Source organism: Psychromonas sp., from assembly GCF_983033635.1.
The window spans coordinates 1-24,799 of the sequence record NZ_CEZLMY010000007.1; the positions used below are offsets into that span (position 1 = coordinate 1).

Sequence of the window (24,799 nt, forward strand, 5' to 3'; positions counted from 1 at the left end):
CATTTACATCTACCGATAGAGGATTAACGAAGTTAATCGCTCGAAAGGTCATCATGTTGCGTCTTGTTCTAGCATCCGGGCGAAGCTCTGAATTTGCATCTTGAAGTAGTTTGGGTATAAAAGGCTCGCAGCTATTGCAGTTCTAGCCATGTCGGTTTATGAATGGTTACTCCCTTTCAAATTGAAGGCAATAGCAGTGCGAGCTGTTTTCAAATATCAGCAAGATAATCAAAAAAACGGAATTCGATTCCCTTTTCAAGCATGATAAAACTCTATGGCTTTTTGTTTGAACTCCGCCGGACGGAGTAACAGTCTGTCACCTTTAACAAAGGTAACAAAAAGTAACGAAGAGTAATCAATAGTAACCAAGCGTAACAACTCGAAAAAAACACAATAAAATCAATAAGTAATATTATTATCACTTTAATTTCACTATATTGCGTTTTCCATGAGGTAATCAGGGCGGTATTGTAAAGTCTCGTCACTATTTACGTTACGTCAGGGAGAGCTAAACTGCCATTTAATTCTTCCTTTATTCAAGCCTGAAAATCTCATTTTCCTCTAGTAATAAATTGCCTAAATGTATGACAAGGTAAATCAGCCATTTTTTACAATAAAATTACTAGAATAATGCAAATAAAGGATGTTATATAACGATGACAAATTTAGGGTTTACAAAAAAACGCCTTGCTACAGCTATTTTACTGGCAACAGGGGCTGTACTGACGGGTTGTTCAAGCGACGACAACACAACATTAACCTGCGAACTGCCGCAAGTTTTAGATGAAACACAAACAGCTTGTATCACTCCAGAGCCAACTGCACCTTATGCAGTAGATCTTTACCTTAAAGGCGGATTCAGTGGTTGGGGTGCAGAAGATACCTACAAATTAATTTTCAAAGATAATGCTTATTACCTTGATAATGTAGAATTTCTTGCTGGTATTCCAGAGTTCAAAGTAGCCGATGATGCATGGGCTGTAGATACGAGTTTCACTGTCGATATAGAAAATCTTACACAAGTAGAGCCTGGTACAGTGTATACCCTGCAAACAGGCGACGGCGCTGCCAATATGGCGCTTTTAATTACAGAAGCTGGTTTGTATGATTTTAAACTAGAAGTTGGTGATGACCTGCTTCAGCCAACATTTACCTATACGCAAGATGTTGCACCTTTAGATTACGATCTTTATATTCGCGGTGGGTTCAACGGCTGGAGTACAGATAACCAACTGAAATACCTTGGGGATAACATTTACCAAGTGATCATGAAAGTTGCACCTGGTAACCATGAATTTAAACTAGCAGCAGATGACTGGTCAAGCGAATGGGTATTAGGTGAAGATGCTGTAACTGCCAAGTTAGATAATGACTACAAGATGATAAGTGGCGGCGCTAATGCCAGCTTCTTTGTTACCGAAACGGGTTACTATAAATTTACGGTTGATGCATCGGATGCCGCTGCACCTGTGCTGCATATCGTTGCAACAGATGGCAGTGAAGGAGTGGAAGTGAATCCGCATGAAGGCCGTGAGAATATACAAAAACTGACATTCGCCACTTATGACGACAAAGAAGAAGCGGCTACCTTTTCTGCAGATGATGTAACGGCTCAATATCGCAGCTATGCACAGTCAACAACTCAGGATCTGCGAGATCCTGGAGATGGTTATATCATCTATCAAGAGAAAGCGGGACAACCAACAATCCGTACCGGCAACCTTGCCTTTGATGCTTTGTTTTCATTAGCAGTTAATGAAACCGAGCAAAACAGCGTTTCTGAAATTAAAGATGGCGGTTACAATGGCGGTCAAGCTATTGATTGTAACTGTTTCGAAACAGGTGCTAAATGGCACTATGTATGGACTCGAGATCTATCTTATGCAGCAAACTTAGGACTCGCACTGCTTGATCCTGAACGTGTTAAAACATCATTAGAGTTTAAACTTTCTGGTTATCGTGATGGTGTAAGCAAACCAACGCAGGCAGCTGGTGACGATAGTGGTCTGCAAATCGTACAAGATACTGGTTCAGGCGGTAGCTGGCCAATCAGTACCGACCGCGTAACTTGGGCATTTGGTGCTGAAAAAGCACTACAAAATCTAACAGGTGAAACACGTGATGCATTTGCACTAAAAGCTTATAAGGCATTGATTAATACTGTCGAAAATGACCGTAAAGCAGCTTATGATAGCGTTGACGGCTTATACAATGGTGAGCAGTCATTCCTTGATTGGCGAGACCAAACTTATGCAAGCTGGATCGTTGATGATATCGCCAGCATGGGTAGTGCAAAAGCACTTTCTACTAATGCGGCACATTACCAGGCATTAACGTTAACAGCTAAATTAGCAACAGAGCAAGGCGCACCTGCAGTTGCCGCTAAATATCAAGGCTGGGCTGATGCACTTAAAACTGCAATCAACAAGCGTTTCTGGTTAGAAGATGCTGGCATGTACAGCAGCCTTACAGCTGGACATCAAGATTTAGCTCCGCTGCATAAGTTTGACTGGTTAGGTCAATCACTCACTATTATTACCGGTATCGCGGATACAACACGCGCTAATAAAGTATTAGCAAGTTACCCGCACAGCGAAATGGGCGCACCGGTAATCTTCCCGCAACAACCAGATGTTGCTATCTATCATAACCGTGCTATCTGGCCATTTGTTACCGCTTATGGTCTAAAAGCTGCAGCGCAAACTGGCAACACTGCCGTAGCAGATGCCGCTTACCAGACATTGTTCCGAGCTGCTGCACTTAACCTTTCTAATATGGAGAACCTTGAGTGGTTATCACTTAAACCTAACCTGTTAGATTTTGATAATCCATCTTTATCTGGTCCTGTAATTAACTCTAAACGTCAGCTTTGGTCTGTTGGGGCTTACGTAGGTATGGTAATCGATGATGTGTTTGGTGTTAGCACTGATGATCAAGGTATTAACCTGAAACCATTTATTACCAGCAACTTACGCAAAGATAAATTTGCTGACAGTGCAAGCCTTAAATTACAAGGGTTAACACTGCAAGGCAAGGTTATTAATCTGGAAATACTGTTACCGGAAGCATCTGAAGATGCAGGTTATTATGCTGTACAAGGCGTTACTGTAAATGGCAATGCAGCCACTCAGTCTATCGCTTGGGCTGATCTTGCTGAGACTAATAACCTAGTAGTCACTTTAGGTGATATCGTTGCAGGCAGTACTGATATTACTAAAGTGACAGCAGATCCACTCAGTACCAATGATCCTAAAGTATTTGCCCCCAAAGAGCCGTTAATCAAGCGTGTATTTGCTGATGGTGCATATCTTGCTGTTGAGTTTAATAATGCTCAAAGCGGTAATATTAGCTACAACCTGTATCGTAATGGTCTGTTAGTAGATACTGATATTGCCAAAGGTATTGTTGCGGTCGACACGGTTAGTGTAGGAGACACTGTTACACCCGAAAATGGTCAAGGTACTTGTTATGCTGTAGAAGCCGTCTATTTTGAGACAAAAAATTACTCGCACCACAGCGCGCCAGTATGTTTTGGGACAACACAAGAGATCTCAGTATCTGATGCACGTGTTACTTCTAACATCAGTGCAACACCTGCCGATGAGCAGATTAATACAGCTTATCTAAACAATTGGGGCAGTTTAAACGATACTTTAACAGTCAGTGATATCGCAATCACAACAGATGGCGATTACGATATTCAACTGCAGTACCATAATAACTTTAATGCTATCAACCTTGGTATTAGCAATGGGGTGAAATGGTTACAAGTTAAAAATGGTGCAGGCGATGTTGTTGCTGAAGGTGTAATTCAGATGCCACATGCCGCTGTTAAAGATGGTAAAAAACCACTGGTTTACTCAACACCACTTGCTGCTAACCTTGCTGCTGGCAGTTATTCATTAGAAGTTACTGACTTCTACAATATGAGCTACCTATCTAGCAACACCACCTTTATTGGTAGTGGCGGTACAGAAGGTGCAGTAAACAAGTTTGATGTTGCAACTTTTCGCATTCAACCTGCGACTCCTTTAGCTGAATAATCTGCATTAGAAATAGCTCAGTAATATCTACAAAGCCCAGTGAATTCACAGGGCTTTTTTTTGCTTACGCAATAAAAAAGGCTTGCCAAGATAACTTGGCAAGCCTTTATAAAACAATCAGATTTACTTATTTTAATGAAGCCTGCTGCTCCAGATAACCGAATGCGGTCAACATTGCTTGCTCCTGGAACTGTTTTAATCCCAAATCACGCACATCCGGTGTTACCTGCGCTTGTGCCAGCCCTTCTTTTATATATGCTGAAGATACAACAAAGACGTTTACATCGGCCATTAATTGCAGTGCACCTTCAATTTTAAAACTTAGCGGATTACCTGCGTATTTACCTTTTAAAGCACGCTGTCTAATAACAAGCGCATCAACTTTATAATCTTTCATTAACTGTGCAAAATCAAATTGAAACTTTTTAAGTGGATCGGTATTGATTGCATCAACTAAACTGAATTTTGTCACTCGTACTTTAGGGACATCATATAAACCATTCTTTAACTGCATTATACTTATAATCGCTTCATTACCTGTTAACTCTACACCACAAACTCTCATAAAAATCCCCTTAGTTTAAACAGCGCTCATTATATAGCAGCTAATAAGCAGTTAACACAGACTATTAATTGCAATACCTATTAAATATTGTACTTTAAGCTGCACATAGTAAGGAGAGGTATCAAGAAACACTAACAATCAAAGCGCGGATGCCCTGTTTCGCTAAAGCATTTACAAAAAAGCCCTAATCAAATGATTAAGGCTTTTCAGGAAATTACTCTGCAAACTTAATTATAAAATTTTCTTATTTGTGCATTTGAAGATTAATCATACGGATCGTTGCTGCAATACCTGCTAATACCTGGTTGGCATTAACGCCACGTGTGCTGAATTGATTGCCATCATCTAACCAGGTTATAGAACACTCCGTTAATGCACTGGTTTGTCCACCTGGAGGAATACGCAGTTGATAATCAAGTAACTCAGGAAATCGGAAATGCTCTTCATCTAATACTTTTTTCATTGCACCGATAAAGGCATCAAAACCACCGTTACCGCTGCCGCTGGTTTTATAAATTTTATCATTAACTCGTACGCGAATACTGACCGTCGATTGAAGATCTAAACCAGAGTTAATTGAGCAGTTTAAAAGCTCAACATAGTTGTAATCGTTACGCTCTAACAGATCGGCAATAATAAAAGGTAGATCGTCGGCACTGATGCTGGCTTTTTGATCGCCTAATCGGACAATACGCTGCAGCAGTTTTTTCTGCTGATCATCATCAAGTTCGATATCCATCGCTTCTAGGTTTTTCGCAAGTGAAGCTTTGCCGCTCATTTTACCCAGTGCATAACTACGGGAACGAGCAAAACGCTCCGGTGTTAATGCAGAGATATACAGGCCGCCTTTTTTATCGCCATCAGCATGAATTCCACTGGTTTGCGTGAACACATCCGCACCCACAATTGGAGTATTATCAGCTACCCGTTTACCTGAAAAGTTTTCAACAAGCTGGCTTAAGTTATGAATTTCACTTTCATCGATATTAACAGTTTTTCCAAGCTTATCTTGTAAAACCACCGCAACTTCAGTTAATGATGCATTGCCGGCACGTTCGCCTAAACAGTTCATCGTACAATGAATTGAAGATACCCCTGCTTTGACCGCATACATCGCATTGGCGGTTGCCAGGCCGTAATCATTATGAGGGTGGAAATCAAACTGCAGACTTGGGAAACGCCCAATCATATCTGTTAAGCTAGCAAAGACTTCATCAGGTGACATCACACCTAAAGTATCGGGCAGCATAAAATGTTCGATTCCACTATCCTGCAGTTTTGTTAGCATTTCATAAATATATTCAGGGCTGTCTTTGTAACCGTTAGACCAGTCTTCAAGGTAGATATTAACGATTAAACCTTGCTGCTGTGCATATTCAATGGTTTGTTTTACATCGACCAGATGCTGATCAAGTGTTTTACCTAACTGCTCACGACAATGTTTTAAGCTACCTTTGGTGAGCAGATTTAATACTTTACCACCTGTATCAGTTATCCAATCCACACTTAAGGTATGATCAACAAATCCCAATACTTCAATTCGCTCAACTAAACCCTCGGCAGTTGCCCAACTATTAAGTTTTGTAACCGCATCTTTTTCACCTTCAGAAACTCGTGCAGATGCCACTTCAATACGATCAACTTTTAATTTTTGTAACAGTGCTTTCGCAATACTGACTTTTTCAGCAGGAGAGAAAGAAACCGCCTGGGTTTGCTCGCCATCGCGTAATGTTGTATCCATTAACTGCACAGTGACATTTTGTTGCGTCATTGCCTTACTCCATCTATAAACGGGTTTAAAAGCTTATTGGGTTAATTCTGGCGATTCAGAATCAATCCGATAAGTTTTCGTTTGAGTATAAATAAAAAGGCGCAACAGGTGCGCCTTTTATTACAAACTAGCAATCATTACACATTCAAAATTTGAACGTGATGATTATTTCCATAACCATGGAAGAGCTTGTTTTTGTTTCTCTTCAAACGCAGTGATTTTATCTTCGTGTTTTAACGTCCACGCGATATCATCAAGACCATCAAGTAAAGACTCCTTACGGAATGCATCAACTTCAAAGTTGATTTCAATGCCGCCAGGTGTAGTCACTTTTTGTGCTTCAAGATCTACAGTAAACTCAACACCTTCATTAGCAGCGATTTCAGCCATTAATGCCGCAAGTTCATCTTTGCTTACTTTAATAGGCAAGATACTGTTTTTGAAACAGTTACTGAAGAAGATATCAGCAAAACTTGTTGAAATAATTGTGTTAAAACCGTAATCCGCGATTGCCCATGGAGCATGTTCACGTGAAGAACCACAACCGAAGTTTTCGCCGGCAACTAATATTTTAGCGCCTTTGAATGCTGGTTTGTTCAGTTCAAAATCAGGGTTTGGTGTTACATTATCAGCAAGAAAACGCCAGTTATGAAACAGGTGAATACCAAAACCGGTACGTTCCACTTTTTTCATAAAGTTTTTAGGAATGATTTGGTCTGTATCTACGTTACTGCGATCCATTAATGCCGCAATGCTAGTATGTTTTTTATAAGCTTCCATTATCCCGCCCCTATTTCCAATCTCGAATATCTACAAAGTGGCCTTCAATTGAAGCTGCCGCTGCCATCGCTGGTGATACAAGGTGAGTACGACCACCTTTACCTTGACGACCTTCGAAATTACGGTTTGATGTAGAAGCACTACGTTGACCGTCTTTTAATTCATCACCGTTCATTGCTAAACACATTGAACAACCAGGATCACGCCATTCCCAACCCGCAGCGATAAAGATTTTATCTAAACCTTCCGCTTCAGCCTGCTCTTTTACAGGGAAAGAGCCTGGTACAGCAATCGCCTGCACACCTTGAGCAACTGTTTTGCCTTTAATAAGCTCAGCTGCTGCGCGGAAATCTTCAATACGACCGTTAGTACAAGAGCCAACAAATACGATATCAATATTGATATCCGTAATTTTCTGACCTGCTTTAACGTCCATATATTTAAGCGCATTTACACAAGCTTGAGATTTAACTACATCATCAAAATCAGATGGAGCTGGAACAACAGCGTCTACCGCAACAACTTGCTCTGGAGATGTACCCCAAGAAACTTGCGGTGCAATATCTTCAGCTTTAAGTGTGATTACTGAGTCAAACTCAGCACCTTCATCTGATACCATTGTTTTCCAATATTCAACGGCTGTCGCCCAATCATCACCTTTAGGAGCAAATTCACGACCTTCAAGATAATCAAAAGTAATTTGGTCAGGAGCCACTAATCCCGCACGTGCGCCCGCTTCAATTGCCATATTACACAGCGTCATACGAGCTTCCATAGAAAGATCAGTAATCGTATTACCGGCAAACTCCATCACATAACCCGTACCACCAGCAGTACCTGTTTCAGCAATAATAGCCAATGCAATATCTTTCGCTGTGGCATATTTTGAAAGTTGACCTTCAACTTTCACCAGCATGGTTTTAGCTTTCTTCTGTTGTAATGTTTGTGTTGCCATTATATGTTCAACTTCAGAGGTGCCGATACCAAATGCAAGAGCACCGAATGCACCGTGTGTAGCTGTATGGCTGTCACCACAACAAACAACCATACCAGGGTGAATAAAGCCATGTTCAGGTACAACGATATGAATAACACCGTTTTGATTACTGTCCATGCCGTACAGGTTGATTTCATTTTCAGCACAGTTGGCTGTCATTGTTTCAACTTGTTTTTTAGCAATAGGATCAACAATATTGTAACGATCTTTTGTTGGTACACAGTGATCGATAGTCGCTAGAATACTGTGTACGTTACGCACTTTACGGTTTTGTAGACGAAGACCTTCAAAAGCTTGAGGGCTTGTTACTTCATGCATTAGATGTCTGTCAACAAACAGAAGCGGAGAGCCTGATTCTGGTTCGTGAACCAAGTTCGCATCCCAGATTTTTTCATACATTGTTTTAGTCATTGTTTTCCTTACCACGCTATATGCTTTTTGCTATTACAATCTATCGTCCTTTGATAGAAACCAAATAAGAATCATTATCAGAGACAGGTTGTTTTGGGTTTTCCGAAAAAATCATTCTAATAGATTGATCCCGAACTCACAAGATAGGAGCTAAAAAATCACCTTTATTAGAGACTGTTTATGCAAAAAACAACAAATAATATGCATTTGAAGTCATATATATCAGTGTTATCACAAACCTTGCAGTAATAAATTAATCTAATATAAATGGATGATTTTTAATAAATTACGTAAGATAGAACTATAAATTTTATTTTTGGGAGTATCTATGCAATTTGAAATAATAACTACACAAGCGCAATTGCATGACTTTATAACAACACTCGATGATAGTCCTATCTCGCTCGATACTGAATTTGTACGTACCCGTACTTTCGTTGCTAATCTTGGTTTATTGCAAATTTCGCAAAATGAAAAAATCACTTTAATCGATCCGATTGCTGTCAGCGACCTTTCTGAATTTTGGTTAGCACTTGATAACAAGGACTGTATTTTACATGCCAGCAGTGAAGATTTAGAGATCATTCGTCAGCATAAGGGTGATCTCAACTTGAAACTGTTTGATACACAAGTCGCTTGCGCCTTTTTAAATTTAGGTGCCTCACTTGGTTACGCTAAGATGGTAGAAACCCTGCAAGACGTAATAGTTGATAAAGGTGAATCTCGTACAGACTGGTGCGCACGTCCGTTAACGGCAAAACAGATAAACTATGCGGCAGCTGATGTGTTACACCTGCAGCCTTGTTTAGAAAAACTTCAGCAACAACTTGAAGAGAAAAAAATGAGCCTGTTTTTTGAACAGGAGTGCCAGACTATTCTGGATCTTAAGATGAAAAAACAAGATCCGGATAACGCCTATAAATCGCTAAATAATTTATTTAAATTAGACCGGCATGGGCTAGCAGTTATTAAAGCGCTGGCTAAATGGCGTTTACAAACAGCACAAGAGCGAAATCTAGCACTTAACTTTGTCGTTAAAGCTGACCATCTGTGGTTATTAGCACATTATCGTCCGAGTTCTCTTGAAGATCTGCGTCGTTTGAATTTATTACCTAATGAAATAAGAATCCATGGACAAGCCATTTTAAATATTATGAGTGAAGTAGAAAAACAAGATGAAAGCAGTTATCCCCCTTTTGTTTCGCGCTTAGTTGATTTTCCTGCTTACAAAAAAACGCTTAAATCGATGCGTGAAAAAATTAAACTGTGTGCTGAAAAACATGAATTGCCTATCGAGTTAATTGCTTCTAAGCGTATTATTAATGAATATTTAAGCTGGTTATGGAAACTCGATGATTTACAAAAAGAAAGGGCTGACAAACCTAAATTATTAACAGGTTGGCGATTTGAGCTGATCGGGCATCAATTCGAGCACTAATCGCTATAATAATTGTTGAGGTTTGTTAGCAGATCTCAATAATTATCTAACAAACCAGGCGATTTCCTATCCTTTTTATTTAAAAGCATTGTTGTTATGTCTAAATTAGAATCATGGTTACAAAGCTGCAAAATCTATCTGCAAAAACGCGTCGCCATTTTATTCTTTCTCGGTTTTTCTTCAGGACTGCCCCTGCTGTTAATATTTACTACACTCGGGTTATGGCTCCGAGGAGCAGGTGTGAGCCTTGAAAATATAGGTTATTTCAGTTGGATTCCGCTCGCTTATGGATGGAAGTGGGTCTGGGCGCCTTTAGTTGATCGCTTCTCAATACCGCTATTAACTAACTGGCTAGGCCGCAGGCGTGCTTGGTTACTGCTATCGCAAGTTGCCATTGTGTTAGCCCTGATTGGTATGGCAAATAGCGATCCGCAACAAAACTTAACCTTGTTTGTTATCTTTGCATTAATTGTTGCCTATAGCTCCGCCACCCAAGATATTGTTATCGATGCTTTTCGTATTGAATCAGCTCCAGAGAAGTTTCAAGCGGCGATGGCGGCTGCTTATATGACAGGCTACCGCATAGCTATGATGGTGGCGGGAGCTGGCTCGCTGGTCATTACAGCTTGGGCTAGCGACAGTGATGCTTATCAGTTATCTGCCTGGTCTATTTCCTACTTTGTAATGGCTGGCTTTATGGGCGTCGGTATTATTACCACTTTTATTTGTCATGAACCCGATTATCAATATAAGCAAAAAGACCATAACGCTCAGATTGAAACAAAACTCCGACATCAGCATCTGCCGCAATCTGCCGCGCGCTTTTTAGCATGGTTAGATATCGCGATTGTTGAACCTTTTGCAGACTTTTTCAAGCGTTATGGTAAACCTGCGGTGCTGATCTTATTACTTATTGGTACTTATCGTATATCCGATATTGTGATGGGAGTTATGGCAAATCCATTTTATCTGGATATGGGTTATACATTAGGAGAAGTAGCGGCTATCTCCAAAGTATTTGGTGTGATTATGACCCTGCTTGGTGCGGGACTTGGTGGTGTTTTATTAAGCCGTTATAGCACCTACTCAATTTTATTTTTAGGCGCATTTTTAGTAGTGATTACCAACCTTATCTTTGCCGTTCTGGCTTTTGTGGGTAAAGATCTCGCTTTATTAACAGTGATTATTTCGATGGATAATATCAGTGCGGGGATTGCCACCACGGCATTTATTACTTATATCTCTAAGCTCACCAATATCGAGTTTTCAGCAACGCAGTACGCCCTGTTTAGTTCCTTGATGCTATTATTCCCTAAATTTCTTGCCGGTTTTTCTGGAGTATATGTTGAAAGCTTTGGTTATATTAATTTCTTTATTGGCTCGGCATTAATTGGTGTACCCGTTTTGGGGTTAATTGTATTGCTAAAAAAGGTTATCGAGAAATAATAAGCAAAAATTGCTGCAAACAATTACAACAACTCACTCGTTACTCAAAATGTTTTGATAAGTATCAAATCGCCGTTTAATAGCGCGAATATAAGTCACCGGCTCTTGGCCTCGTACATAGCCGTAACGCGCTTTTGCTGCATATTCTGGCTGGGCAAGTAATAACATCGCTTTTTCAACATTATCAAACCAGATATCATGGTGCCAGCCTTTTTTCTTTGCTAATTGAATGGCGTCCCTCACATGACCAGCCCCTGCATTATATGACGCAAGTGTGAACCAGATTAGCTGTTCACCTTGCACGTTGTTAATAAGCATACGCTCACGTACCCAATCCATATAACGTATACCGGCTTTAATACCCTGCTCGGGAATATACATATCTTCTATGCCTAACTCACGTGCGGTGCGAGGCATTACTTGAAATAAGCCTTGCGCACCAGCCATAGATCTAGCTTTAGCGTTAAAACGACTTTCTTGATGCATTTGTGCAATTAATAAACGCCAATCAAAATCATACTTTTCCGCATATTTTCTTACAATCGCATCATAGGGCGACAAAACACCTGAACTTTTTTCTCTTTCATAGCCCTTATAATGCTTATCTAAACGCTTTTGATTCTTGAAATATTTATTGTAAATTACATTATAAAATAGCCCTTTGTAATGTTTTTTTATAAACCCATCAACTTGTTCAAGTAATTGAACATTGCCTGATTTTACCGCCCAGCTTTGTGACTTGGGCTCACCGAGTGCCATTAAGGAATGAATATTATCGCGAAATGTCATCTCAATATCGACAATATGATTATCCGCAATGGTTAGCTCATATTTTTTTTGTGCGACATCGGCAATAATTGATTCAGTTTCTTGATTTTCAGATGCAGCAATAATCTTTAAATCTTCAACCTTAGTTTGTAACAACTTTGCAGTTTGCCAATAAGCACTTGAAGGACGGATATGCAGGCTTCTATTACTTAGTTGTGCTTGATTGCTAATTTCAGCAATATCAGTATGGGCAATAACAAGCTCAGAGGCATAATGATATGGGCGAGAGAAACTTATCCCTTTTTCACTACGTTGTTTGGTCGGTGTTAAGAAACCTAAGGCAATATCTGCTTTGTCTTCAATGAGATAATCTAATAATTCAACATTATTCGGTGCTACAAAAATTTCATAGCGTAATTTATGCTCTTCAGCAAAACGTTTGGCCAGCTCATAATGGAAACCCAATAACTCTCCACGCCAAATATAATAGGAAGATAAATTATTGCGCAATACAAAACGAATTGTTTTATCTTTTTGAATACGTTGCCACTGATTTTTCTGCAATTTATTGTTATTTACAGTAAGCGTTTGCTGCTTTAAAAACAGATTGAGTTGTTTTAGTAATGTTTTATTTTGTGGCGCGACCGCCCATGCTATATCGCGTTTGCTACTTGCCTGCAGACTTATTTTAAGATCGTCTCGATAACCTAATGCGACTTGGATCAAATTTTTATCTTGAATAATTAAATCATATTCACCACTGGCTAATCGGTCGTAAATCAGCTCATTACTAATATTATTCGCTATATATCGAAGCTTTAATTTAGGGTGAATTTTTTGCAGACCAAGCGCTGTCACTTGATAACTTTTTCCCTTTTGTAATACAAGCTCTCGTCCGTTTAATGCGTCACCATTTTTAAGTCCTTTACTCCCCTTACCCATTAACAAATATTCATATGTTTGAATAAAAGGATCACTAAAACTAACTGACTTTTTTCGTGTTGGCGTAGCGGTTAAATTGGCCGCTATGACATCGCCTTCGCCTGCTAATAATTTAGGAATCAGGTCGGAAAATTTTTGCACGCTCACTTTTTCAAAAAGAATGCCCTTTTCCAAGGCAAAGCGCTGTAAATATTGAACCTCTAAATCTTGAGGATGCCCAGCTCTAGGCAAATATGTATCGGCCCCAGCCCAAGTTAATACACGAAGAGATTTGTTATCTATGGATTTAGAGGAGGGGGGAAGAACGGCATCAGCAGGATCGTTTGTGATGCCTGTGCTAGATTCAGCGGCATAAAGCAATTGAAAAAAAACAGAAAGCAGCAATATTACTATTGCCGACAAGCAAACTTGAACTCTGCTATTTACAACACAATTGGACATTTTACTCCCAATAATAGTGGCCAATAGGTTTTTCATATGTCAAGTAACGTACTTAAGGATAATTATATTCAAACCACCTCAAGATACAAGAATCAGCATAACGATAAATGATGGAATTCTAAGCTGAAGGTTGATCATCTAATCACTCAAAATCAACTTAATGAGCACTACAATTCCATTTCTAAAATTCGTTCTTGATTTTCTTCGTATTCTTCACGTGCTGCACTAATTTCATCCATTATATCAGATACATCGGTTATTTTATCTGACTCTACAAACTTGCCTGTTAATACTGTATTTTCTGATAATAATCCCGCTTCATATAAGGCCCAGATTTCCTGCCCATATTTACTTTTTGTTAGTTGCGGGGCAAATTGGGCATAATAACGCGTCATATTATCCACATCACGTAATAACATCCGCTTCGCATTATTATTGGCGGCCGCATCTACAGCTTGCGGTAAATCAATGATCACCGGCCCCCACTCATCAACTAATACATTAAATTCTGATAAATCGCCATGTATAATGCCAACATTCAGCATACATACAATATAATTCATTATTTCAAAATGATCTTCCAATGCTTGCTCTTCGGACATGGAAACATCATTAAGACGAGGAGCAGCAAAACCTTCTTCATCGGTGATTAAATCCATCAGCAGCACACCTTCGAAACAACCATAAGGCTGAGGTACACGTACGCCTGCATCGGCTAACTTATAAAGCGCTTCTACTTCAGCATTTTGCCAGACGTTTTCTTGTTGTTCTCGACCAAACTTAGAATTTTTTTCCATTGCTCGGGCACGGCGGCCATTACGTACTTTGCGCCCTTCACTGTATAAAACAGCTTGTTTAAAACTACGTTTACTGGCTTCTTTATATACTTTAGCGCAGCGAATAAAATCACCACACTGCACCACATAAACCGTCGCTTCTTTGCCACTCATTAACTGGCGTAATACGGTGTCGACTAAACCATCGTCTACAAGTGGTTGTATTCTTTTCGGTATTTTCATGTTCTATTTGTACTTAAAATAATAATTAAAAAAACTGATAATTTTAACTGCGTTGAAGCGCATTTTTAACCGCTTCAATACTGCTTGCTTTGGTTACATTTATATTCAAAAACTCGGCTAAATTTCCACATGCAACAATATTTTTCATAAAACTACTGCGTACTGTTTTACCTGATAAATGGATCTCTTTTACACCTGACTCTTTTATGATTTTTGCAACATTAGCACTGTTTACACCTGCGCCGGCCATCACGGATAAAGCCCCTTCACATTGAGTCACCATCTGTCTTATCGTCGCCGCCCCATCAAGAGCATTATCTGCAAGACCCGATGTTAAAATGCGCTCACACCCGGCACTTAAAATAGTGTCAACTGCACCCGAAACATCGGCACAACAATCAATTGCACGATGGAATGTCACTCCTAAACCTTTTGCCTCTTTCATTAAGCTGTTAAGGGTGTTTTTATCTATCTGTGCATATTCATTTAATACACCAAAAACCAGCCCTTGCACACCTAGTGAACGTGCCACATGGATATCTTTAAGCATCATCTCGACTTCGATACTAGAATACAGAAAGTCTCCATCTCGCGGACGAATCATAGCATAAACAGGTATACAAGCATGTTTAATTACTTGTTCTATTAATCCAGAGCTTGCAGTTAGCCCGCCAAGTGCCAGTGAACTGCACAGTTCAATTCGACTTGCGCCTGCTTTTTGTGCTGTAAATAAAGACTCAATATTATCAATACAAACTTCAATATTAACCATTTTGCCTCCAGTTAAAGCAAATTGATGAATACAAATTAAAAAAAACCACCCAATTAAAGGTGGTTATTCGCAATCAGTGAAAATAGACAACTAACGAGGTTCTGCAACGATCTCTTCACTTTCTGCAGCCTCACCCTGCATAATCATTATTTCCACACGGCGATTGCGGCGACGTTCTGCTTTGGTTTTATTGCCGGCTAATGGCTTACTATTTGCGTATCCCACAACCACTAACTTTTTCTCTTTAATTGCTCGGACTTTCAGCATTTCATGGGCGACAGAAACGGCTCGTTGAGCTGAGAGGTCCCAATTGGAGCGATACAATTCCGATTGTACCTGCTCATTATCCGTGTGCCCTGAAATGGTAATAACACCAGGTACATCCACTAATATTGCAGCAACTTTCTGTATCACAGGACGGAAACGAGGTTGTAAAAATGCAGAGCCTGATGGAAATGCACCTTTTTCGCGCACTCGAATAATTAGTTGTTGCCCAAGCGCTTCAATTTCAATCGCACCATCTTCAATCTCTTCTCTTAATTCAGTTGCAACCTTTTTTGCCAGACCATGCTGTGCGGAAACGCCTGGCGCAGGGGTAAACTCTTCTAACTGCGTTTCTTGAGATTCACTTTGCTTCTCCTGAACTGGCGCTTCTTCTTTCTGGCCTTCAGCATCTGACTCAGATTTAGATTCAGACCTGTTTTCAGCTTGCGCTTCTACCTTTTGCGGGGTTGCAACTTTTCGTATTTTAACATTTTCCTGACCACCAACTCGACTTGAATCGCCCTCTTGAAAATCTAACTTAGCTCTTGTTATCTCAATAGTTTGCTGCATGATAACTTCGATGGGGGTAGGCTCGGGTTTACCGGGCCTAAACTCCTGCGCGATAACAGAAGTACCTTTGGGAATATCTTTCACTTCCAACATCGACTGTACACCAAACGCATATTTCATCGAGCCTGCAATCTGTTTGAATTTAAGGACATCCATTTCCGAAAATGAAAGTAACAAAACAAAGAAACACATTAGCAATGACATTAAGTCCGCAAATGTCCCCATCCAAGCAGGAAGTCCCTCCGGCGGACACTTACACTCTTCTTCCATTAATCATCACCCGCTTCATCGGTAGTATCAACATTACGTTTTGATTCCGGTAGATAATTACGTAATACACCTTCAATAACACGTGGATTTTGACCGTCTTGAATACCTAATACGGCATCAAGAATAAGACTGCGGTTGAGCTTTTCTTCTGCAGCTCTTAATTTTAATTTATCGGAAATAGGCAGGGCAACCATGTTTGCAATCATTGCACCATAGAGCGTAGTTAATAATGCTACCGCCATTGCAGGACCGATTGATTTTGGATCATCCATATTTGAAAGCATGGCAACCAAACCAACTAAAGTACCAATCATCCCCATTGCAGGCGCAACATCACCAAACTGCTTAAAAATATCAGCTCCCACTTCATGACGTTCAGAAGTTAAACGAATATCGTTTTCTAATGTCGCCCGCACAACGTCCGCATCATGTCCGTCAACCAGCATATCAACCCCTTTCTGCATAAAAGGGTTACTTATTTCCGCTTCTTCTAACGCTAAAAAGCCGCCTTTACGCGCGGCATCTGCCATTTCAACTGATTTAGAAATCAACTCTTCAGAAGAAGCCGTTTTGAACATAAACGCTTTGCCCGCAATTTTTACGGCACCAAAAAATTGCCCAATATTATATTTCATCATCACAACAAATAATGAACCACCGAATACAATTAAAATTGATACGGTATCCACAAACATATCAAGGGTGCCACCCATCAACATTGCCATAATGACAAAAGCAAAGGCGCCGACTATTCCAATCAGAGTTGCTAAATCCACAAAATTTTCCTTTAATATTACAATTTTCTAATTATGTGCAGAGTATAGCTTTTTCTATTTAGATCTTATTAAACATTTATAATGTTTAATAAGATTTTTATCTTCAGTCTGAAATAGATCACAACTTCACTGTTTAGAAATTATTTATCTTAACGATATTTGACTTATCGCCACGTCACGGTACTCTTGAAAAAAATTTGTAGCAAAGAGATCACTATGGCGTTAAAAAAACCTGAAAATATGCTTTATGAAGAAGCAATTCGCGAACTGGAAAATATTGTCAGCCATTTAGAAGAAGGTGATTTGCCCTTAGAGGATGCATTAAAGCAGTTTGAACGCGGCATTTCTCTGGCACGAAGTAATAGCCAAAAACTGCAAAAAGCACAACAACAGGTCAATATTCTGATGCAGCAAGATGCGCAGGCACCACTTCAAGAATTTAATGAATAATAAAAATATATGAAACAATTTGCAGATACGCTTAATCAATACCAACAGCGCGTAAATAAACAATTAAATCAGTATATCAATATTGACCCGCCGATTTCTGATTCTCTCAATAACGCAATGATTTATGGCGCATTATTAGGTGGAAAACGTGTCCGTCCCTTTTTAGTTTATGCGGTTGGCGAAATGCTTGGTTCACCATTAAAAAGGCTCGATCCTCTGGCCTGTGCGGTTGAGTGTATTCATGCTTATTCGCTTATTCATGATGACCTTCCCGCGATGGACGATGACGATCTGCGTCGGGGACAACAAACCTGCCATAAAAAATTTGATGAGGCGACGGCCATTTTGGCTGGTGATGCTTTGCAAAGTTTAGCCTTTGATATTATCTCAATGCCTAATCAAGAGCTGGATAGCCAAACACAAATCAAAATGATTAACCGACTTGCCAAAGCATCGGGAGATCATGGCATGTGTGCAGGACAAGCACTGGATTTAGCGGCTGAAAATCAGCAGGTAGATTTACTGACATTAGAAAAGGTCCATAATGCAAAAACGGGCGCATTGATACAGGTTGCCGTTGAGTTAGGCGCATTAAGTAAAGCTGATTTGCCTGTTTTACATCAACAATTATTAACTACTTTTTCAAAGTCGATAGGCTTAGCATTCCAAGTTCAAGATGATATTTTAGATGTCATAGGCGATACTAAAATACTTGGCAAACCACAGGGTTCTGATATCGGTCTGAATAAATCGACCTATCCGGCTTTACTGGGATTAGAACAGGCAAAACAAAAAGCACAACTCCTTTATCAAGAAGCGCTTCATGCTTTATCACAATTGCCTTATAATACCGAGTTACTTGAGTTGTTTGCTCAATATATCATCAAGCGAGATAGATAATTTACTGCTATTTTGACTTCAACTGCTAATCATAAAATGAGCAGTTTTCTCTTTTATTGTATTTATAAACGCGACTAATAATTATGCCTTTGGATTTAAAAAACTACCCTTTGCTTGCAAACATAAATTACCCTGAAGATCTGCGTTTATTAAAAAAACAGCAACTACCAGCACTCTGTGATGAATTACGTCTTTTTCTGCTCAATACCGTTAGCCAAACCAGTGGACATTTAGCTTCAGGGCTGGGTGTTGTTGAGTTAACCGTGGCGCTGCATTACGTTTATCACACCCCTTTTGATCATCTTATTTTTGATGTTGGCCATCAGGCGTACCCGCATAAAATATTAACTGGTCGTCGTGACAAAATGGGCAGTATTCGTACATTTAAGGGGTTACACCCCTTTCCATGGCGTGAAGAGAGTGAATATGATGTATTAAGTGTAGGCCACTCCTCAACCTCAATTGGTGCGGCATTGGGTATGTCGATTGCTGCCGAGAAAGAGCAACAAGGTCGCAAAGTGGTTGCGGTTATTGGTGATGGGGCAATTACCGCAGGCATGGCATTTGAAGCATTAAACCATGCTGGTGCACTGCACAACGATATGTTAGTTGTGCTTAATGATAATGAGATGTCAATCTCAGAAAATGTAGGCGCTCTAAACAATCATTTAGCTAAAATTTTATCAGGTGATCTTTATACTCAACTGCGTGAAGGCAGCAAAAAAGTACTCTCTAATATTCCGCCAATTAAAGAGTTAGCTAAACGCACAGAAGAGCACCTTAAAGGCATGGTTTCACCAGCCACAATATTTGAAGAGTTTGGTTTTAATTATATTGGCCCGATGGACGGCCATAATGTTATCGATTTAGTTGATACCTTGCGCAATATGCGTAACCATTCAGGTCCTCAGTTTTTACATATTATGACCAAAAAAGGCAAAGGTTATAAACAAGCTGAGCTTGATCCTATTCGCTATCATGCAGTCCCTAAATTTACACCCGATCAAGATCTGCCAAAATCAGCAGCAAGTTCTCCAACATTCTCACAGGTGTTTGGAGACTGGTTAAATGATATGGCAGATCAAGATGATAAACTTACCGCAATAACCCCCGCGATGCGTGAAGGCTCGGGCATGGTTAGTTTTTCTAAACGCCACCCTGATAAATATTATGATGTGGCGATTGCGGAGCAACACGCGGTAACACTTGCAGCCGGGATGGCAATTTCAGGTTTAAATCCAGTTGTTGCTATCTATTCAAGTTTTTTACAGCGTGCATATGATCAACTTATCCATGATGTTGCGATTCAAAATCAAGGTGTTTTATTTGCCATCGACAGGGCAGGTATTGTCGGTGCAGATGGTCCTACCCATCAAGGTGCCTATGATTTAAGCTTTTTACGCTGTGTGCCGAATATGGTGGTAATGGCCCCGTCTGATGAACAAGAATGTCGAGATATGCTCTACACAGGCCACCTGCTTAAGCAGCCAGCTGCGGTGCGTTATCCTCGCGGTATCGGCAGTGGTATTGAAGTAAACAAACAGATGAAACAATTAGTAATCGGTAAAGCGAAAGTCATTTGTGAAGGTAAAAATCTGGCGATTTTATGTTTTGGCACGTTATTACAACAAGCATTACCAGTTGCACAGAAACTGGGTGCGACACTGGTTGATATGCGTTTTGTAAAACCACTGGATAAACAATTACTTGAACAACTAAGTAAAACTCACCAACAATTTGTTACCATCGAAGAAAACAGTATTGCAGGTGGCGCGGGCTCGAGTGTAAATGAGTATTTGATGGCGCAAAAGATAAATTTACCAGTCTTAAACCTGGGTTTACCAGATCAGTTTATTGAACAGGGCTCTCAACAAGAGATCTATCAACTGCTTGGTTTGGACAGTGATGGCATTGAACGACAAATAAGCGAGTATTTTAACTAGGGGCTGTTTCTCTTTGCTATTTATTCCTGCTGGAGGCTGTTTTTATGCACAGCAAGGCAGAAGTCATGCTGTGTGGTCACTCTACATTAATGACTGATAACGCAGTTGGGTGTACCCCCCTCCCCCTAATCTTCATTTACTGTTAATAGATGCCAGTATGGGATGCCGTTTACGGAAAAAATAGTCGCTAAGTTATATTTATTATCTGTTGCCCATATTTGATTTTGGAAAAAAAGCGGGATAATACGATGTTCCTGCTGTATCTGTTCAAAAAGCATTGCTTGCTTTTCAATAGAATCTGCAACTTTTTCCTTTTCAAATAACACGCTGATATAATTAGCTAACGCACTGTCAACAAATAAGTCTTGGTAGATATTATCACGATCCATCAAAGGCGACTGCCAAACAGATAAAGTAAAATCATAATCAAACAGCTGTTTATGCCACTCTTCAACGTCAGTCACTTCAGTGATAATAAGTTTAATACCCACCCTTTTCATCATATTTACTAATGCTTTGGCAACTTCTGGCGTATTGCCTATTTCATCAACTAAAACCAGTAAAGTTAAGTATTCGGGCATATCTATTTTACTGAATAAATATTTTGCTCTTGGCACATCGTAATCGGGCAGTTGCGGGTTGGGTAATTCCATTTGCACTTGTGGTAAAGGTGTAAAGGTCGAACTGACACTGCCCATACCATTAATAATATGTTTCAGCATCCCCTCTTGATTAATCGCTAAATGAACAGCATTTCTTGCTACACTGCGTTTAAAAACATCCGATTTTTTATCATTAATTGTTAAAAAAATCACATTTGAAGAAATCACTTCGACTAATGATTTAGACTTTTCAAAACGCACTGTCTCAACCGTTTTATTCGAAACTGATGCACTAATATCAACATCATTAGCTAATAACGCAAATTGTCGTGAATTGGCCGATTTGATTTTAATAAAGTTCAGCTCTTTTATCGCAGCTTGACCTTGCCAGTAATCTTTATTGCTTACAACGTTAAGATGTAAAGCGGGATTATACTGTTTGATTTTATAGGGACCAGTACCTGAAATTGATAATTTATTATGCCGCGCATTCACTACATCTTGTGCTTTGTCGGCATCTATTTTGTTGCGGCGATAAAACGTCGAATCCAACACAAAAAAGTGCGTTAAATAGTCTAAAACTTGTGCTTGGGATAAAGAACTGTAAACATCAAAGCTATAGCGGTCAACTCGTTTTATCTGCTTAATACCTTCAAAAAAATGTCTGGATTGCGGCTCTTTTAAGATCTGTGAAAATGTCCAAATAACATCATTACTGCTTAGTCGATTACCGGAATGAAATTTAATATTTTTCTTTAAATAAAAACGGGTAATTCCCGGCTTGATGCTTTTCCATTTTTGCAGCAAACGTTTCTCTAATTGCTGCTTGTCTCCCCAACGAACTAATGGATCAAAAAATAGATGTGCATACTGGATATCAAGTGCAGAGCTCGCATAGGGAGAAAAGAACACCGGAATATCATCGACAGCTATCTGTACAATATTTGACGCTTGACTGTTTGTCTCATTATGCTGCGCATATACAGATACTGGCAACAGTGCCAGCATCATCAGTGTCAGTAAATAAGATAACAATCGAAACATGCCATTAACCATAAAGGTGAATTAAAAATTGTAAAGCGATACTAGCAAAAACACCTGCTACAATATCATCAATCATGATTCCCAGACCCCCATGTACTTTTTTATCTAACCAGCAAATTGGGTAAGGTTTTAAAATATCGAAAAAACGGAACAGAATAAAACCAACAATAGCCCACTGCACGCTAAATGGCACCATTAACATGGTTATCCAGTAACCAACAAATTCATCCCAGACAATCGCTTTATGATCATGTACGCCCATATCACGGCTGGTAATATGGCAGATCCAAAAACCAAATAAACTACTTATAACGAGAATAGCGATATAGATTTCAAGCGACAAAAATGACAGGAAATAATAGATTGGGATAGCGGCTAACGTACCAAATGTACCTGGCGCTTTACTCGCTAAACCACTGCCAAAACCAACTGCCGCAAAATGGATTGGATTGCTTAATTTTAACCCTTGTAAATCATCACGTTTCATAATATTAAATTTGACCTTTAAAGTGATCCCATCCCTGGAGAGAGAAAGAGACGGCTTCATTTTGTTTGAATAATTGAATTAACGGCTGTTGTAGTGGAGTGACAAAACCTATCACAGAAATGGCTGGAATTGTTACTTCACTTTTTTCTATAAGCTTATTTAACTGCGCGAGATTAGCGGCACTGATGGTAAACAGCAGTTCATAATCATCGCCGCCGGTTAAGGCGTATTGATACGCTGACTGTTCATTAATAGAGCCTGTCTGAATTTCTTCCCGCATTAAATCTGATAATGGTAATTTATCAAGTTCGAGCTTTGCTGAGCAGTTAGAAGATTTTAAAATATGTCTTAAGTCCTGGGTTAACCCATCGGAGATATCAATACAACTTGATGCTAAATTACGTAACAGAATACCTAATTCGACGCGAGGTTCAGTCAGCTCTAAGGCATCAATAAAGTATTGTCTGTTTTTAACAGTATGTTCATTTAATTTACACGCAAGCCCCAATGCCCCCTCTCCTAACGAAGCTGAAACACAAACAAGCTCATCTGCTTGAGCATTATTGCGTGGTAATGCAAGGCCGCGAGGCACAATACCTTTTACCGATACGGTTATTGATAACGGACCTTTGGTGGTGTCACCTCCTACCAACACAACATTAAACTTATTGGCGAGTTCAAAAAATCCGCGTGAAAACTCAGCAAGCCACAACTCATCCATTTCGGGTAAGGTAATAGCAAGTGAAACCCACTTAGGTGTTGCCCCCATTGCAGCTAAATCACTGAGATTTACGGCAAGTGCTTTATAACCTAAACGATAGGGATCTACATCGGCAAAAAAATGCACATCACAAACCAGACTATCTGTACTCACCGCCAGCTGGTAACCATCAGGCAGATCTAAAATGGCGCAGTCATCACCAATGCCAATCGCCACGCCACTATTTTCTGTAGTGCAAGTTCGTTTGAAATAGTGCTCAATCAAATCAAATTCGCTTAAACTCATTTACGCTTTAACTTTAATGTGCGTTTTGTCGCTACGCTTTTATCATCTGCTGTTTTACTGTTTTTATTGATAAATATTTTTTTAGGGGCGCGTGGATTATTTTGCTTATTCAAGCCGCGCGGACGTGATTCAGAATTTGTTGAACTACGCTTTTCTTTTGGCTGAGCGGTATTCACGGCAGTTTTAGAAGAAGTGGAAACCGCTTGATTAATCTCACTCATCTCCTGTTCTGTCAGATTACGCCATTGTCCTGGTTTTAACTTATCAATACGAACATTCATAATACGGGTACGTTTTAATTTGGTTACTTCATAACCTAAATATTCACACATACGACGGATTTGGCGGTTTAAACCTTGAGTAAGCACGATAGTAAACACAAACCGGCTTTGCACTTTTACGCTGCAGGGTTCAGTGATGGTATCTAGAATCGGCACACCACGCTGCATGCGCTCAACAAAACGTTCACTTAGGGGCTTATCTACTGTCACTAAGTATTCTTTATCATGGGCATTCTCTGCGCGAAGAATTTTATTAACGATATCGCCATCACTGGTTAAAAAGATTAAACCTTCAGAGGGTTTATCTAAACGACCAATCGGGAAAATTCGCTTTTTATGGCCTATGGCATCAATAATATTGCCATATACATCGCGTTCAGTGGTGCAGGTGATGCCAATTGGTTTGTTATAAGCAATATAGACACGATCTGATTTATTCTCAGCAATTGCATTGATGCGTTTGCCATTAACGAAAACCTCATCTCCGGGCTGAACCTTTGTGCCAAGTTCAGGTATCTGACCGTTTATTTTAACGCGATTTTGTTCAATTAATTTGTCCGCTTCTCGGCGAGAGCAAAAACCTGAATCACTGATAAATTTATTCAGGCGTTTTTCACTGCTTGTGTCCACAATATTATCCCATTAGCATCATTTCACACCCAAGCTACTTGGGTATATGTGGCGCATATTATACTCAAGCTACTTGGAAATGCGAGTTTCAGAGCTCGGCAAAATAGTCATAACAAGACACAATATACACAGAATAGTAATTCTCTGATCATGTTGTCTTTCGCAAACACTGACCAGGCTTCA

19 protein-coding genes are annotated in these 24,799 nt (G+C 39.7%); 6 read left to right on the top strand and 13 right to left on the bottom strand.

All coding sequences use genetic code 11. The features are described from left to right. The first annotated feature begins 656 nt into the window (after positions 1-656). The gene (locus tag AC4GME_RS01745) at positions 657-4,043 is read left to right on the top strand and encodes an MGH1-like glycoside hydrolase domain-containing protein (protein ID WP_490378936.1); all 3,387 of its coding nucleotides are present in this window, start codon (positions 657-659) and stop codon (positions 4,041-4,043) included. Positions 4,044-4,170: 127 nt separating this feature from the next. Here AC4GME_RS01745 and AC4GME_RS01750 read toward each other — a convergent pair whose 3' ends face one another. From AC4GME_RS01750 to leuC, 4 genes are all read right to left on the bottom strand, one after another. Then, positions 4,171-4,608: a DUF3010 family protein gene (locus tag AC4GME_RS01750; protein WP_490378318.1), complete on the bottom strand. Its 438-nt coding sequence runs from the start codon at positions 4,606-4,608 to the stop codon at positions 4,171-4,173. Between the two features lie 244 nt (positions 4,609-4,852). Next, positions 4,853-6,379 (bottom strand): hydroxymethylglutaryl-CoA lyase-like TIM-barrel protein, encoded by a 1,527-nt coding sequence (locus tag AC4GME_RS01755; RefSeq protein WP_490378317.1) that lies wholly within the window; start codon positions 6,377-6,379, stop codon positions 4,853-4,855. A gap of 165 nt (positions 6,380-6,544) precedes the next feature. Next, positions 6,545-7,159 carry a 3-isopropylmalate dehydratase small subunit gene (gene leuD, locus AC4GME_RS01760; protein ID WP_490378937.1) on the bottom strand — a complete coding sequence of 205 codons (615 nt, stop codon included), beginning with the start codon at positions 7,157-7,159 and terminating at the stop codon, positions 6,545-6,547. Between the two features lie 10 nt (positions 7,160-7,169). After that, a complete protein-coding gene (gene leuC / locus AC4GME_RS01765) occupies positions 7,170-8,567 on the bottom strand; it encodes a 3-isopropylmalate dehydratase large subunit (protein WP_490378938.1) in 1,398 nt (465 codons plus the stop codon). 328 nt (positions 8,568-8,895) lie between these two features. On the opposite strand from leuC, the gene rnd reads away from it, so the two are divergent. Next, entirely contained in the window at positions 8,896-10,005 is a 1,110-nt protein-coding gene (gene rnd, locus AC4GME_RS01770; protein ID WP_490377522.1) for a ribonuclease D, read from the top strand. 96 nt (positions 10,006-10,101) lie between these two features. Then, a complete protein-coding gene (locus AC4GME_RS01775; protein ID WP_490377523.1) occupies positions 10,102-11,451 on the top strand; it encodes an AmpG family muropeptide MFS transporter in 1,350 nt (449 codons plus the stop codon). 33 nt (positions 11,452-11,484) lie between these two features. Here AC4GME_RS01775 and AC4GME_RS01780 read toward each other — a convergent pair whose 3' ends face one another. The 5 genes from AC4GME_RS01780 to pomA form a co-directional block, all read right to left on the bottom strand. Next, positions 11,485-13,602: an MltF family protein gene (locus AC4GME_RS01780; protein ID WP_490377524.1), complete on the bottom strand. Its 2,118-nt coding sequence runs from the start codon at positions 13,600-13,602 to the stop codon at positions 11,485-11,487. A 167-nt stretch (positions 13,603-13,769) separates the two neighbouring features. Next, positions 13,770-14,621 (bottom strand): PA4780 family RIO1-like protein kinase, encoded by an 852-nt coding sequence (locus AC4GME_RS01785; RefSeq protein ID WP_490377525.1) that lies wholly within the window; start codon positions 14,619-14,621, stop codon positions 13,770-13,772. 43 nt (positions 14,622-14,664) lie between these two features. Further along, positions 14,665-15,393 carry a copper homeostasis protein CutC gene (locus tag AC4GME_RS01790; protein ID WP_490377526.1) on the bottom strand — a complete coding sequence of 243 codons (729 nt, stop codon included), beginning with the start codon at positions 15,391-15,393 and terminating at the stop codon, positions 14,665-14,667. A gap of 90 nt (positions 15,394-15,483) precedes the next feature. Next, positions 15,484-16,497 carry a flagellar motor protein MotB gene (locus AC4GME_RS01795; protein ID WP_490377527.1) on the bottom strand — a complete coding sequence of 338 codons (1,014 nt, stop codon included), beginning with the start codon at positions 16,495-16,497 and terminating at the stop codon, positions 15,484-15,486. After that, positions 16,497-17,273 carry a flagellar motor protein PomA gene (gene pomA, locus AC4GME_RS01800; RefSeq protein ID WP_490377528.1) on the bottom strand — a complete coding sequence of 259 codons (777 nt, stop codon included), beginning with the start codon at positions 17,271-17,273 and terminating at the stop codon, positions 16,497-16,499. Before pomA ends, AC4GME_RS01795 begins: the two co-directional genes overlap by 1 nt. A gap of 216 nt (positions 17,274-17,489) precedes the next feature. Between pomA and xseB the strand changes: the two genes are divergently transcribed. From xseB to dxs, 3 genes are all read left to right on the top strand, one after another. Beyond that, entirely contained in the window at positions 17,490-17,723 is a 234-nt protein-coding gene (xseB, locus tag AC4GME_RS01805) for an exodeoxyribonuclease VII small subunit (RefSeq protein ID WP_490378939.1), read from the top strand. 9 nt (positions 17,724-17,732) lie between these two features. Next, a complete protein-coding gene (gene ispA, locus AC4GME_RS01810) occupies positions 17,733-18,623 on the top strand; it encodes a (2E,6E)-farnesyl diphosphate synthase (RefSeq protein ID WP_490377453.1) in 891 nt (296 codons plus the stop codon). Positions 18,624-18,706: 83 nt separating this feature from the next. Beyond that, the gene (dxs, locus tag AC4GME_RS01815) at positions 18,707-20,566 is read left to right on the top strand and encodes a 1-deoxy-D-xylulose-5-phosphate synthase (protein ID WP_490377452.1); all 1,860 of its coding nucleotides are present in this window, start codon (positions 18,707-18,709) and stop codon (positions 20,564-20,566) included. 125 nt (positions 20,567-20,691) lie between these two features. Here the strand turns inward: dxs and AC4GME_RS01820 are convergent, their stop codons facing one another. The 4 genes from AC4GME_RS01820 to rluF are packed head-to-tail and all read right to left on the bottom strand — an operon-like array spanning position 20,692 to position 24,616. Then, the gene (locus tag AC4GME_RS01820) at positions 20,692-22,212 is read right to left on the bottom strand and encodes an ABC transporter substrate-binding protein (RefSeq protein WP_490377451.1); all 1,521 of its coding nucleotides are present in this window, start codon (positions 22,210-22,212) and stop codon (positions 20,692-20,694) included. Positions 22,213-22,216: 4 nt separating this feature from the next. Next, positions 22,217-22,699, bottom strand: coding sequence for a phosphatidylglycerophosphatase A family protein (locus tag AC4GME_RS01825; protein ID WP_490377450.1), 483 nt, complete (start codon positions 22,697-22,699; stop codon positions 22,217-22,219). A gap of 4 nt (positions 22,700-22,703) precedes the next feature. After that, positions 22,704-23,705: a thiamine-phosphate kinase gene (gene thiL / locus AC4GME_RS01830; protein ID WP_490377449.1), complete on the bottom strand. Its 1,002-nt coding sequence runs from the start codon at positions 23,703-23,705 to the stop codon at positions 22,704-22,706. Continuing rightward, positions 23,702-24,616 (bottom strand): 23S rRNA pseudouridine(2604) synthase RluF, encoded by a 915-nt coding sequence (rluF, locus tag AC4GME_RS01835; protein ID WP_490377448.1) that lies wholly within the window; start codon positions 24,614-24,616, stop codon positions 23,702-23,704. The genes thiL and rluF overlap by 4 nt, the downstream gene beginning before the upstream one ends. Positions 24,617-24,799 lie beyond the last annotated feature (183 nt).

Coding starts and splice junctions, on each gene's coding strand:
- AC4GME_RS01745 (WP_490378936.1), top strand. CDS start 657: ATGACAAATTTAGGGTTTACAAAAAAACGCCTTGCTACAGCTATTTTA.
- AC4GME_RS01750 (WP_490378318.1), bottom strand. CDS start 4,608: ATGAGAGTTTGTGGTGTAGAGTTAACAGGTAATGAAGCGATTATAAGT.
- AC4GME_RS01755 (WP_490378317.1), bottom strand. CDS start 6,379: ATGACGCAACAAAATGTCACTGTGCAGTTAATGGATACAACATTACGC.
- leuD (WP_490378937.1), bottom strand. CDS start 7,159: ATGGAAGCTTATAAAAAACATACTAGCATTGCGGCATTAATGGATCGC.
- leuC (WP_490378938.1), bottom strand. CDS start 8,567: ATGACTAAAACAATGTATGAAAAAATCTGGGATGCGAACTTGGTTCAC.
- rnd (WP_490377522.1), top strand. CDS start 8,896: ATGCAATTTGAAATAATAACTACACAAGCGCAATTGCATGACTTTATA.
- AC4GME_RS01775 (WP_490377523.1), top strand. CDS start 10,102: ATGTCTAAATTAGAATCATGGTTACAAAGCTGCAAAATCTATCTGCAA.
- AC4GME_RS01780 (WP_490377524.1), bottom strand. CDS start 13,602: ATGTCCAATTGTGTTGTAAATAGCAGAGTTCAAGTTTGCTTGTCGGCA.
- AC4GME_RS01785 (WP_490377525.1), bottom strand. CDS start 14,621: ATGAAAATACCGAAAAGAATACAACCACTTGTAGACGATGGTTTAGTC.
- AC4GME_RS01790 (WP_490377526.1), bottom strand. CDS start 15,393: ATGGTTAATATTGAAGTTTGTATTGATAATATTGAGTCTTTATTTACA.
- AC4GME_RS01795 (WP_490377527.1), bottom strand. CDS start 16,497: ATGGAAGAAGAGTGTAAGTGTCCGCCGGAGGGACTTCCTGCTTGGATG.
- xseB (WP_490378939.1), top strand. CDS start 17,490: ATGGCGTTAAAAAAACCTGAAAATATGCTTTATGAAGAAGCAATTCGC.
- ispA (WP_490377453.1), top strand. CDS start 17,733: ATGAAACAATTTGCAGATACGCTTAATCAATACCAACAGCGCGTAAAT.
- dxs (WP_490377452.1), top strand. CDS start 18,707: ATGCCTTTGGATTTAAAAAACTACCCTTTGCTTGCAAACATAAATTAC.
- AC4GME_RS01820 (WP_490377451.1), bottom strand. CDS start 22,212: ATGTTTCGATTGTTATCTTATTTACTGACACTGATGATGCTGGCACTG.
- AC4GME_RS01825 (WP_490377450.1), bottom strand. CDS start 22,699: ATGAAACGTGATGATTTACAAGGGTTAAAATTAAGCAATCCAATCCAT.
- thiL (WP_490377449.1), bottom strand. CDS start 23,705: ATGAGTTTAAGCGAATTTGATTTGATTGAGCACTATTTCAAACGAACT.